This is a genomic window from Pseudomonas hydrolytica (assembly GCF_021495345.1).
GTDB classification, from domain to species: Bacteria; Pseudomonadota; Gammaproteobacteria; order Pseudomonadales; family Pseudomonadaceae; genus Aquipseudomonas; species Aquipseudomonas hydrolytica.
On the sequence record NZ_CP099397.1, the window covers coordinates 4,496,355 to 4,508,294 of the forward strand.

Genomic DNA, 11,940 nt, shown 5'->3' on the forward strand with positions numbered 1-11,940 from the left:
GCTGTCGAGGTTGCACCATGCCCGAATTCAACGCCCCGCTGCGCGATATGCGCTTCGTCCTCCATGAAGTCTTCCAGGCGCCGAGCCTGTGGGCACGTCTGCCGGCCCTGGCGGAAACCGTCGATGCCGACACCGCCGACGCCATCCTCGAAGAAGCGGCCAAGGTCACCGGCAGCCTGATCGCCCCGCTCAACCGCAGCGGCGACGAAGAAGGCGCACAGTGGGTCGATGGCGACGTGCGCACCCCGACCGGTTTCCGCGAGGCCTATGCCACCTACACCGAAGGCGGCTGGGTGGGCCTGTCCGGCAACCCGAATTACGGCGGCATGGGCATGCCCAAGATGCTCGCCGTAGCCTTCGAGGAAATGCTCTACGCCGCCGGTTCCAGCTTCGCGCTGTACTCGGCGCTGAGCTCCGGCGCCTGCCTGGCCATCGACGCCCACGCCAGCGAGGAGTTGAAATCCACCTACCTGCCGCCAATGTACGAAGGCCGCTGGGCCGGTTCCATGTGCCTGACCGAGGCCCATGCCGGCACCGATCTGGGCATCATCCGCACCCGCGCCGAGCCGCAGGCCGATGGCAGCTACAAGGTCACCGGCAGCAAGATCTTCATTACCGGCGGCGAGCAGGACCTGACCGAGAACATCATCCATCTGGTGCTGGCCAAGCTGCCGGACGCGCCGGCCGGGCCGAAGGGCATCTCGCTGTTCCTGGTGCCCAAGGTGATGGTCAACGCCGACGGCAGCCTCGGCGCGCGCAACGCCGTGAGCTGCGGCTCCATCGAGCACAAGATGGGCATCAAGGCCTCGGCCACCTGCGTGATGAACTTCGACGGCGCCACCGGCTACCTGATCGGCGAGGTCAACAAGGGCCTGGCGGCGATGTTCACCATGATGAACTACGAGCGCCTGTCCATCGGCATCCAGGGCATCGGCTGCGCCGAGGCTTCCTATCAGTCGGCCGTCAGCTACGCCCGCGAACGCATCCAGAGCCGCGCCGCCACTGGCCCGGTCAACCACGACAAGGTCGCCGACCCGATCATCGTCCACGCTGACGTGCGTCGTATGCTGCTGACCATGAAAGCGCTGAACGAGGGCGGCCGGGCCTTTGCCTGCTACGTCGGTCAGCAGCTCGACCTGGCCAAGTACGCCGAGGACGCCAGCGAACGACAGAACGCCGAAGCCCTGGTGGCCCTGCTCACCCCGGTGGCCAAGGCCTTCTTCACCGATACCGGGCTGGAAAGCTGCGTACACGGCCAGCAGGTGTTCGGCGGCCACGGCTATATCCGCGAATGGGGCCAGGAACAGCTGGTGCGCGACGTGCGTATCGCACAGATCTACGAGGGCACCAATGGCATTCAGGCGCTCGACCTGCTGGGGCGCAAGGTGGTGGCCAACGGCGGCGCCGCGCTGCGCCTGTTCGCCGCCGAGGTGCGCGACTTCGCCCATGCCCATGAATCGCCTTACCGCGAACGCCTGATCGAAGCCCTGGAACGCCTGGAGGCGGTCAGCGGCTGGCTGCTGGAACAAGCCAAGAGCGACCCCAACTCGGTGGGCGCCGCCTCGGTGGAGTACCTGCATCTGTTCGGCTACGTCGCCTACGCCTATATGTGGGCGCGCATGGCGGCGGTGGCGCAGGGCAAGCAGGGCGAAGACGAGGCCTTCTACGGCGGCAAGCTGGCCACCGCCGAGTTCTTCTTCGCCCGTCTGCTGCCACGCACTCTGAGCCTGGAGGCGAGCATTCGTGCCGGCAGCCAGCCGCTTTATGGTCTGGCTGCAGAGCAATTTTGAAGACCGTGTCTGCGTTACCTGTGCAGGGGCTCATAGGGCCGTCCGGACAACGTTCGGTTTCAGCCTACCGACGGCGGTTCACGTGGGCTGAAGCCCACCCTACGAGGCCCTCCAACGCCTGCGAAATGCCTGACACCCGGTAACCCTTGTAAAACTGTTGAGCGTGTTGCGCGGCGCTTCGGCGCCGCGCTTTTTTATTCGAGCCTCGGCTGGCGCTGCCCAGCCGACGAGGAGTCCTTATGCGTGAAGTCGTGATAGTCGCCGCCTGCCGTACCGCCATCGGCAGCTTTCAGGGTGCGTTGAGCCGCATACCCGCGCCACAGCTGGGCGCCGCGGTGATTCGTGAACTGCTCGCCCGCACCGGTATTGCAGGCGAGCAGATCGACGAGGTGATTCTCGGCCAGGTGCTCACAGCAGGCTCCGGGCAGAACCCGGCCCGGCAGAGCGTGCTGCTCGCCGGTCTGCCGCATACGGTGCCGGCCATGACCCTGAACAAGGTCTGCGGCTCCGGCCTCAAGGCGGTGATCCTTGGCGCTCAGGCCATTCGTGGCGGCGACGCCGAGATCATCATCGCCGGCGGCCAGGAGAACATGAGCCTGGCGCCCTATGTCATGCCCGGCACCCGCAGCGGCCTGCGCATGGGCCATGCGCAATTGGTCGACACGATGATTCAGGACGGCCTGTGGGACGCTTTCAACAATTACCACATGGGTATCACCGCCGAGAATCTGGCCGAGCAGTACGGCGTCACCCGCGCCGAGCAGGACGCCTTCGCCCTGCGTTCGCAGCAGCGTGCCCAGGCGGCCATCGACGCCGGACGCTTCGCCGGCGAAATCGTCCCGGTGGAAATCCCCCAGCGCGGCGCCGAACCGCTGCGTTTTGCCCAGGATGAACAACCGCGCGCCGGCACCAGCCTGGACAGCCTGGGCAAGCTGCGCCCGGCGTTCAAGAATGACGGCACGGTGACCGCCGGCAACGCCTCGACGCTCAACGACGGCGCCGCCGCCGTGCTGCTGATGAGCGCCGAGAAGGCAGATGAACTGCAACTGCCGGTGCTGGCGCGCATCGCCGCACACGCCAGCGCCGGGGTCGATCCGGCAGTGATGGGCATCGGCCCGGTATTCGCCAGTTGCAAGGCGCTAGAGCGCGCCGGCTGGAGCCTGGAACAGCTCGACCTGATCGAGGCCAACGAAGCCTTCGCCGCCCAGGCCATCGCCGTCGGTCGCGAACTGCATTGGGACAGCGCCAAGGTCAACGTCAATGGCGGTGCCATCGCCCTCGGCCATCCCATCGGCGCTTCCGGCTGCCGCATCCTGGTCAGCCTGGTGCACGAGATGCAGCGCCGCGATGCCCGCCGCGGCCTGGCCACCCTGTGCATCGGTGGCGGCCAGGGTGTGGCCCTGGCCATCGAACGCTGAAACAATCGCCGCGAACGGACAAGAACAAGAGAAACCCCATGCGAACCCTGACCACCCTGACCGGCAACAGCCAGAAACTCGATGGCGGCGCCATGTTCGGCAACGCGCCCAAGGCCCTCTGGCAGCGCTGGATGCCGGCCGACGAACTGAACCGCATCGACCTCGGCTGCCGCGCCCTGCTGGTGCAGGAAGACGAGCGCAACATCCTGGTGGAAACCGGCATCGGCGCCTTCTTCAGCCCCGAGCTGAAACAGCGCTTCGGCGTGCAGGAAGACCACCACGTGCTGCTCGACGAACTGGCGAAGGTCGGTTTGAGCGATGCCGACATCGACATCGTGGTGCTCACCCACCTGCACTTCGATCATGCCGGCGGCCTGCTCGCCGCCTGGCAGGCGGACCAACCCGCGCGCCTGCTGTTTCCCAACGCCCGCTTCCTCACCGGCCGTCGCCAGTGGCAGCGCGCCTGCAATCCACACGCCCGGGATAGAGCCTCCTATATCCCGGAACTGCTCGATCTGCTGGAAAACAGCGGCCGCCTGCTGCTGATCGACGAAACCGACCGCTGCGAGCTGCTCGGCCCAGACTGGCGCCTGCACTGGAGCGACGGCCATACGCCCGGCCAGTTGCTGCCGGAAGTGGCCATGCCGGGCGGGCCGGTGGTGTTTCCCGGCGACCTGATCCCCGGCGCGCCCTGGGCGCACCTGCCGATCACCATGGGCTACGACCGATTCCCCGAAGGCCTGATCGAGGAGAAGGAGACGCTGCTGGCCGATCTGGTCGCCCGTGGTGGTCGTCTGGTATTCACCCACGACCCCGACGTGGCCATGGGACGGGTGACGCGAGACGAAAAAGGCCGCTACGGCCTCGATGCGGCGACGAACGCGGTGCATCTGCTGGCAAACTGACGCCATCGGGCCTTGACGAGCCGGTCATGCAGCGCGAGCATGGCCGCTTGTTTTTCGCCGTGGTCACGACCACACCAGCGTCCCAGGGAGGGGCTACGCCTGGCTAGCAGGCCGTCGTGCCGTGCCCACTTCGACAGCCCTGGGGAATCGCTTCATGAGCCTGGCCTCTGTACGCGCCTTCTTCGCCGCCAAGGCGCCCGACATCGCGATCATCGAGCTGCACACCAGCACCGCTACCGTGGCGCTGGCGGCCGAAGCGCATGGCGTATCGCCGGGGCAGATCGCCAAGACCCTGGCCTTTCGCATCGCCGAGCGCGACGTGTTGATCGTCGCCCGCGGTGACGCGCGCATCGACAACCGCAAGATGAAGGAATGCTTCGGCGCCAAGGCGCGCATGCTCGATGCGCAGACGGTGATCGAGCTGACCAGCCATCCGGTCGGCGGCGTCTGCCCGTTCGGCCTGGCCACCCCCTTGAGCGTTTACTGCGACCGCTCGCTGCTGGCCTTCGACGAAGTGCTGCCGGCTGCCGGCGCCACCCACAGCGCCGTGCGCATCAGCCCGCAACGCCTGGCCGAACTGGTGGACGCCGAGTGGATCGACGTGTGCCAGGAAGTGGAAACGGAGCCCTGCTGAACGGGCGACGTAGGGTGCGCCGCGCGCACCGGGCTTTCCGGATTACCTCCAACGCTGCAACCTGAGTGCGCGCCATGCGTACCGCCGCAGAAAACCGGTGCGCACAGCGCACCCTACGGCGCCATGGCACCATCCCGGATTGCATCCGGGGCCGGTTATCAGAAAGGGGCGTATCTCGTTGGCCTACAACCCGCCGCTGACGCCCAGGCTCACCCCCAGCGCGGTGGCCAGCGAGAATGGCAGCAACAGCGTATCGAGCAGCGCACTGGCCGGCAGATCCAGCCCCGGGTAGCGCGGCGCCGCGGCGCCGAAACGATCCAGCGGGCAGCAACCGCCATTGAGCGCATACCAGTCCAGCCGCGTGCCGGCGTAGACCACCGGCGCATCGGGCTTGGCCGCATCCAGCGTGCGCACCGTGGCGCAGCCGGTCAGGCTCAGCAGCGCCACGGCGCAAACGAGCAGGCGCAGGGTGCTAGTCATCCGACACCATATGATGCTCGCCCCAACGCGGCAGCATGTCCTGGGGAATGCCCAGGCAGTTGAGGATACGCGCAACCACGAAGTCCACCAGGTCATCCAGCGTTTGCGGCTGGTGATAAAAACCGGGCGAAGCCGGCAGGATGGTCACGCCCAGGTTGGACAGCTTGAGCATGTTCTCCAGATGAATGCTCGAATACGGCGCCTCGCGCGGTACCAGAATCAGCTGGCGACGCTCCTTCAGCGCCACGTCGGCGGCGCGTTCGATCAGGTTGTTGCAGGCGCCGGTGGCGATGGCCGACAGGGTGCCGGTTGAGCACGGCACCACCACCATGGCCGTCGGCGCGCCGGAGCCGGAGGCCGCTGGCGCCATCCAGTCTTCCTTGCCGTAGACGCGGATCTGCCCCGGCGCTGCGCCGGTGTATTCGGTGAGGAACTGCGCCATGGCCTGCGGCTTGGCCGGCAGCGCCACGTCGGTTTCGGTGGCCATCACCAGTTGCGCGGCCTTGGAGATCAGAAAGTGCACCTCGCGCTCTTCCTGCACCAGGCAATCGAGCAGGCGCAGGCCGTATTGCGCGCCGGAGGCGCCGGTCATGGCCAGGGTTATTCTCTCAGGGCCAGACATTTATCCCTCCAGAGCTGCTGCCAGCTTGCCATGCAGGCCGCCGAAGCCGCCGTTGCTCATGATCACCACCTGGGTGCCGGGGCGCGCCAGGGCCTTCACGCCGTCGATGATCGACTCCAGCGAGTCGCACACGCGCGTCGGGTTGCGCGCCCGCGCCACGGTGGCCGCCAGGTCCCAGCCGAGATTCGGCGGTGCGTACCAGAACACCGCATCGGCCTGCTCGGCCGACTCGGCCAGGCCGTCGCGATGAGCACCGAGCTTCATCGAATTGGAGCGTGGCTCGATCACCGCGATCACCTGGGTGTCGTCGCCGACACGCTTGCGCAGGCCATCGAGCGTGGTGGCGATGGCCGTGGGATGGTGGGCGAAATCGTCGAAGATGGTCACGCCGCTGACCTCGGCAACCTTCTCCATACGCCGCTTGGCGTTGATGAACTTGCCCAGCGCTTCGATGCCCAGCGCCGGCACCACGCCGACATGGCGCGCCGCCGCAAGCACGGCCAGGGCGTTGGCAACGTTGTGCTGGCCGGTCAGTTGCCACTCCACCACGCCCTCGACCTTGCCATCGAAGCTCACCTCGAAGCGCGAGCCATCGGCGCTGAGCAGGCGTGCCTGCCACTGCCCGCCGTCACCAGTGGTCTCGACCTTCGTCCAGCAGCCCATCTCGATCACCCGCGCCAGTGCGGTTTCGCTGGCCGGGTGGATCACCAGGCCCTCACTGGGAATGGTGCGCACCAGATGGTGGAACTGCCGCTCGATGGCCGCCAGGTCCGGGAAGATGTCCGCGTGATCGAACTCCAGGTTGTTGAGGATCGCCGTGCGCGGGCGGTAGTGGACGAATTTGCTGCGCTTGTCGAAGAAGGCGCTGTCGTACTCGTCGGCCTCGACCACGAAGAACGGCGTATCGCCCAAACGCGCCGAGATACCGAAGTTCTGCGGCACACCGCCGATCAGAAAGCCCGGGCTCATGCCGGCATGCTCCAGCACCCAGGCCAGCATGCTCGAGCTACTGGTCTTGCCATGCGTGCCGGCCACCGCCAGCACCCAGCGCCCCTGCAGCACATGGTCGGCCAGCCACTGCGGGCCGGAAACGTAGGGCAGGCCCTTGTTCAATACATATTCGACTGCGGGATTGCCACGGCTCATGGCGTTGCCCACAACCACCAGGTCGGGCGCCGGTTGCAGGTGCGCCGGGTCATAACCCTGCATCAGCTCGATGCCCTGGGCTTCCAACTGGGTGCTCATGGGCGGGTAGACATTGGCGTCGGAGCCGGTGACACGGTGGCCGAGTTCCTTGGCCAGAACGGCGAGCGAGCCCATGAAGGTGCCGCAGATGCCGAGAATATGGATGTGCATGAATGACCTCTATGAAGCCCGACGCGGGGGCGTGAAGCGATGGCGGCAGGTTAGCACAGCGCCCACCGGGCGGCTGCTGCGCCCTGCTCAGACCCAGGCGCCGCGAGCAAGTTGCCGACCGGCTGAAATCAAACGCTTGCTTGGATTGCGCATTCAACTGGCTTTGAGGCAGCATCGGCTGGTCTGCTGGCACAACAGCTGCATCGTCCATCCAGTTCAATCACAGAAGCCGAGGCCCGCCATGCGCATCGTCCAAGCCACCCTGGAGCACCTGGACCTGCTGACCCCGCTGTTCGTCAAATACCGCGAGTTCTACAACGAACTGCCCTACCCCGAGTCGTCGCGCAAGTTCCTCGAGAAGCGCCTGCGGCGCAAGGAGTCGGTGATCTACCTGGCCCTGGCCGACGACGAGGACAAGCTGCTCGGTTTCTGCCAGCTCTACCCCAGCTATTCGTCGCTGTCGCTCAAGCGCGTGTGGATCCTCAACGACATCTACGTGGCCGAGGATGCGCGGCGCCAGCTGGTCGCCGACCGCCTGCTGCAGACCGCGAAGAAGATGGCCAGGGACACCAACGCCGTGCGCATGCGCGTGGCCACCAGCCGCGACAACGAAGTGGCGCAGAAGGTCTACGAGTCCATCGGCTTCGTCGAGGACGAGCAGTTCAAGAACTACGTGCTGCCGATCCACGTCGACTGAGCGCCGGGCGCGAGGCGCAATACGGGCCATGCCGGCTTGTGGCGAAGGCCGGCCGCCCTTATGGTGACGGCATCGTCCTCCCGAGCCCGCATGCATGTGGTCCCTAAAGGCCTGGCGCCGTAACCGTATCCTCGAACGCAACCCCATCGATCCCGCCCACTGGGCCGAAGTCTGCCGGCGTCTGCCGATCCTCGACGGCCTGGACGAGCACGAACAGCAGCGATTGCGCGAGCGTGCCGTGCTGTTTCTGCATGACAAGCATCTCACCGCCCTGCCCGGCGTCGAAATCGGCCCCGTCGAGCACCTGCTGCTGGCGGCGCAGGCGCAGCTGCCGCTGCTGCACCTGGGCGAGCTGGACTGGTACCGGGGCTTTCACGAAATCGTGCTCTACCCGGATGACTTCGTCAGCCCGCAGCGCCACCGCGACGCTGCCGGGGTCGAACATGAATGGGACGACCCACGCAGCGGCGAGGCCTGGCACCAGGGCCCGGTGATCCTGGCCTGGCCCGGCGTGGAAGCCAGTGGCAGCTGGGAGGGCTACAACCTGGTGATCCATGAGCTAGCGCACAAGCTGGACATGCTCGAAGGTGGTGCCAACGGCCTGCCGCCGCTGCACCGCGACATGCGCGTGCAGGACTGGGCCAATGCCATGCAGAGCGCCTATGACGCGCTGAATGCGCAACTGGACGCCGACCCCGATGCCGAAACGGCCATCGACCCCTACGCCGCCGAAGACCCGGCCGAGTTCTTCGCCGTGACCAGCGAATACTTCTTCAGCGCCCCGGATCTGCTGGCCGAGGCCTTCCCCGAGGTCTACCGGCAACTGACCTTGTTCTATCGCCAGGACCCGCTGGCTCGGCTGCAACGCCTGCAAGCTGAACACCAGGACTACCGGATGGTCGAAAACGCGACCAATGGCTGAGTAAGCCGGCGTAGTCACCCCGCGCGAATGTGCCTATAATCCGCCCCACTTTTTTGGCCCTCCCTGGGAGTTCCCCCATGAGCTACAGCAAGATCCCGGCTGGCAAAGACCTGCCGAACGACATCTACGTTGCCATCGAGATCCCGGCCAATCACGCGCCGATCAAATACGAAATCGACCACGACAGCGATTGCCTGATGGTCGATCGCTTCATGGCCACCCCGATGTTCTATCCGGCCAACTACGGTTTCATCCCGCACACCCTGGCTGACGACGGCGACCCCCTCGACGTGCTGGTCGTGACCCCCTACCCGGTCGCTCCGGGTTCGGTGATCCGCGCTCGTCCGGTCGGCGTACTGCACATGAGCGACGAAGCCGGCGGCGACGCCAAGCTGGTTGCCGTTCCGCACGACAAACTGACCGTTCTGTACAAGGACGTTCAGGAATACACCGACCTGCCCCCGCTGCTGATCGAGCAGATCAAGCACTTCTTCGAGAACTACAAGGATCTGGAGAAGGGCAAGTGGGTCAAGGTAGAAGGCTGGGGCGGCGCTGAAGAAGCCCGCGGCCTGATCCACAAGGCAGTCGCGGCTTACCAAAAATAAGCCCTGACCACCTCCGAAAGCCGGCCACAAGCCGGCTTTTTTATGCCTGCAATTCGCCTCAACGACATGGACGGAACTGCCCGGGCGGCAGTGGTACCGGGAACCTGCGACAGGTACATGCAGGAAACCGAGCCGGTCTACTGCGTCGGCGCCGCTACGCTCCGAACGGGGAACGACAGCGCGCAAGCATAACGGAGCAGACGGCCGGCCTGGCGTCGCCCGCACGCCATCTGGCCTTTGTCACTATGCTTAACAGCACAACGCCAGCACTGCGCCGAGTCGGCAAGGCGGGCCATATGAAAACAGGCAAATTGCGTCTTTTGACGATGGCCGTACTGGTCGGTCTTCTGGTCACCGTCGCCCACTCGCAATGGGTCGGTCCGCCGGATGGCCCGCCCGCCCAGTCCGACAAACGCGTGATCTTCCTCGCCTCCGACTTCCGCAATGGCGGCGTGGTGGGGGTTTACCGCAGCTTCGAGCGCGCCGCCAAGCTGCTCGGCTGGCAGGTCAGAGCGCTGGACGGCCGGGGTGATGCCGACGAATTGCGGCGCATTACCGATCTGGCCCTGGAGGCCGCGCCAGACGGCGTGGTACTGGGCGGTTTCGGATTGGCGGCGCTGGGCACGCCACCGGCGTTGTTGCAGCAACGCGATATCCCCGTGGTCGGATGGCACGCCGGCGGCCAGCCCGGCCCGACCGAGTGGCTGTTCAGCAATGTCACTACCGATCCATTGGTGGTCGCGGACATGGCGGCCGATATGGTGATCGGCGACGAACCGATCGGCGTGGTGATCTTCAACGACAGCCAGTTCGCCATCGCCACCACCAAGGCCATGCGCATGGCCGAGCGCGTGGATGCCTGCCCGCACTGTAAGGTGCTGAGCATCGAGGATCTGGCCATTTCCCGCGCATCGGCAGAGTTGGACGCGCGCGTCGAGCAGCTGCAGCGGCGCTTTGGCGCCGCCTGGACCCACACGCTGGCGATCAACGATGTGTACTTCGACCATATGCACCTGCCGCTGGCGCGCCTCGGGCGCAAGGACATCCTCCTGGTCTCGGCCGGCGACGGTTCCTCCAAGGCCCTGGGGCGCATCCATTCGGGGCTGTCGCAGCAGATCGCCACGGTTGCCGAACCCCTCGGTGCCCATGGCTGGCAACTGGTGGACGAACTCAACCGCGCCTTCGCCGGCCAACCGCCCAGCGGCTTCGTCGGCCAACCCCTGCTGATCACCGCGCAAGTGTTGCGCGAGAGCGAGAACATCAGCATCGAACTCGACACCAGCCACGAGGAAGCCTATCTGCGCCTGTGGCGACCACGGGTCGGTCGCTGACGGGGCGCGCCCTGCCTCTTCGCCGCCACGCAGGCCGCTGTTCAGCGTCGCAGCGCCCTGGCAATCGCCGGCTGGCTCACCGCCAGGGCATCGGCGGCCTTGGCGAAACGGCGCTGGCGGGCGATCTCGACAAAGCACAGCGAGTGACGGATCGCGGCTATTGAACTGGAATGATCCGATCCTGCCGCAAGCGCTGCCTCAGCCCGGCCACCGCACTTTGGTCGCACTTGGCTGACCGAATGGTCAGCCCTATGCTGCACTCTTTTTGTGCGAGCCTGCGCCATGTCCCTGCCCGATCTACTGTTGTTGGTCCTCGCCGGTTTCGCCGCTGGCGGCATGAATGCCCTGGCCGGCGGCGGCACCTTCTTCTCCTTCCCGGCGTTGCTCGCCGCCGGTCTGCCGCCGGTGACGGCCAATGCCACCAACGCCGTGGCCCTGTGGCCGGCCAGCCTGGCCGGCGCCTGGGCCGCGCGCGCCTCGTTGCGGCCGCTGGGGCGCTACCTGATCCCGCTGCTGCTGGCCGGCCTGGCCGGTGGTCTGCTCGGCGGCCTGTTGCTGCTGGCCGGCGGCGACGACGTATTCCGCGTGCTGATCCCCTGGCTGCTGCTGGCCGCCACCGCGCTGTTCGCCGCCAGCCCCTGGCTGGGACGCTGGCTGGCCGAGCGGCGCAAGGCTGCCGAGCATCCGCCGCACACGCCGCTGTCGCTGGGCGCGCATATCGGCGTGTCGATCTACGGCGGTTACTTCGGCGCCGGCATGGGCATCCTGCAGTTGGCCGCCTTCTCCATCGAGGGCCACGCCCTGGCCCGCGCCAACGCGTTGAAGAACCTGATCTCGGCGGTGATCTACAGCATCGCCACCCTGACCTTCGTCATCGCCGGGCGGGTCAGCTGGTACGAGCTGGCCATCCTGCTCACCGGCGCCACCCTTGGCGGCTACGCTGGCGGCGCACTGGGCGAAAAACTTCCTCCGGCACTGCTACGCAGCTTCGTCATCCTGGTGGGCAGCGGGATGACGCTGTACTACTTCTGGAGCACCTACTTCTCTGCATAGGCCGTAGGGTGTGCAATGCGCACCATCGTTTTCTATCGCCGAGCCCGGTGCGCACGGCGCACCCTACGCCGAGTCCAGTACCGGACAACATCCGCGGGCCCGCTGATTTGCCCGAGAAGCGCGGCTC

General features: G+C 66.3%; 12 protein-coding genes and 1 pseudogene. 9 read left to right on the forward strand and 4 right to left on the reverse strand.

Annotation, left to right across the window (positions count from 1 at the left end):
- Positions 1-17 precede the first annotated feature (17 nt).
- From L1F06_RS21125 to L1F06_RS21140, 4 genes are all read left to right on the forward strand, one after another.
- Positions 18-1,790 carry an acyl-CoA dehydrogenase C-terminal domain-containing protein gene (locus tag L1F06_RS21125; RefSeq protein ID WP_129483005.1) on the forward strand — a complete coding sequence of 591 codons (1,773 nt, stop codon included), beginning with the start codon at positions 18-20 and terminating at the stop codon, positions 1,788-1,790.
- 239 nt (positions 1,791-2,029) lie between these two features.
- Positions 2,030-3,208: an acetyl-CoA C-acetyltransferase gene (locus L1F06_RS21130; protein WP_129483006.1), complete on the forward strand. Its 1,179-nt coding sequence runs from the start codon at positions 2,030-2,032 to the stop codon at positions 3,206-3,208.
- 38 nt (positions 3,209-3,246) lie between these two features.
- The gene (locus L1F06_RS21135; RefSeq protein WP_129483007.1) at positions 3,247-4,113 is read left to right on the forward strand and encodes an MBL fold metallo-hydrolase; all 867 of its coding nucleotides are present in this window, start codon (positions 3,247-3,249) and stop codon (positions 4,111-4,113) included.
- A gap of 154 nt (positions 4,114-4,267) precedes the next feature.
- Complete coding sequence (locus tag L1F06_RS21140; RefSeq protein ID WP_129483008.1) at positions 4,268-4,747, forward strand: YbaK/EbsC family protein; 480 nt, start codon at positions 4,268-4,270, stop codon at positions 4,745-4,747.
- Between the two features lie 183 nt (positions 4,748-4,930).
- Here L1F06_RS21140 and L1F06_RS21145 read toward each other — a convergent pair whose 3' ends face one another.
- Genes L1F06_RS21145 through mpl form a run of 3 tightly spaced genes read right to left on the reverse strand, consistent with a single transcriptional unit; the run spans position 4,931 to position 7,205 of the window.
- Entirely contained in the window at positions 4,931-5,227 is a 297-nt protein-coding gene (locus L1F06_RS21145; RefSeq protein WP_129483009.1) for a YceK/YidQ family lipoprotein, read from the reverse strand.
- A complete protein-coding gene (gene ubiX, locus L1F06_RS21150) occupies positions 5,220-5,849 on the reverse strand; it encodes a flavin prenyltransferase UbiX (protein ID WP_129483010.1) in 630 nt (209 codons plus the stop codon). The genes L1F06_RS21145 and ubiX overlap by 8 nt, the downstream gene beginning before the upstream one ends.
- Entirely contained in the window at positions 5,850-7,205 is a 1,356-nt protein-coding gene (gene mpl, locus L1F06_RS21155) for a UDP-N-acetylmuramate:L-alanyl-gamma-D-glutamyl-meso-diaminopimelate ligase (protein ID WP_129483011.1), read from the reverse strand.
- Positions 7,206-7,446: 241 nt separating this feature from the next.
- On the opposite strand from mpl, the gene L1F06_RS21160 reads away from it, so the two are divergent.
- From L1F06_RS21160 to L1F06_RS21175, 4 genes are all read left to right on the forward strand, one after another.
- On the forward strand, positions 7,447-7,902 hold the full coding sequence (locus L1F06_RS21160; RefSeq protein ID WP_003244070.1) for a GNAT family N-acetyltransferase: 456 nt from the start codon (positions 7,447-7,449) through the stop codon (positions 7,900-7,902).
- A gap of 94 nt (positions 7,903-7,996) precedes the next feature.
- Positions 7,997-8,824 carry a M90 family metallopeptidase gene (locus L1F06_RS21165; RefSeq protein ID WP_129483012.1) on the forward strand — a complete coding sequence of 276 codons (828 nt, stop codon included), beginning with the start codon at positions 7,997-7,999 and terminating at the stop codon, positions 8,822-8,824.
- A gap of 77 nt (positions 8,825-8,901) precedes the next feature.
- Positions 8,902-9,429, forward strand: a complete 528-nt coding sequence (gene ppa, locus L1F06_RS21170) for an inorganic diphosphatase (RefSeq protein ID WP_129483013.1) — start codon at positions 8,902-8,904, stop codon at positions 9,427-9,429.
- Between the two features lie 296 nt (positions 9,430-9,725).
- Entirely contained in the window at positions 9,726-10,760 is a 1,035-nt protein-coding gene (locus tag L1F06_RS21175) for a type 1 periplasmic-binding domain-containing protein (protein ID WP_129483014.1), read from the forward strand.
- Positions 10,761-10,807: 47 nt separating this feature from the next.
- On the opposite strand, the pseudogene L1F06_RS21180 reads toward L1F06_RS21175, so the two are convergent.
- A pseudogene (locus tag L1F06_RS21180) lies at positions 10,808-10,921 on the reverse strand (LysR family transcriptional regulator); the annotation flags it as partial.
- A gap of 121 nt (positions 10,922-11,042) precedes the next feature.
- Here L1F06_RS21180 and L1F06_RS21185 point away from each other — a divergent pair.
- Entirely contained in the window at positions 11,043-11,813 is a 771-nt protein-coding gene (locus L1F06_RS21185; protein ID WP_003244026.1) for a sulfite exporter TauE/SafE family protein, read from the forward strand.
- Positions 11,814-11,940: the final 127 nt, after the last annotated feature.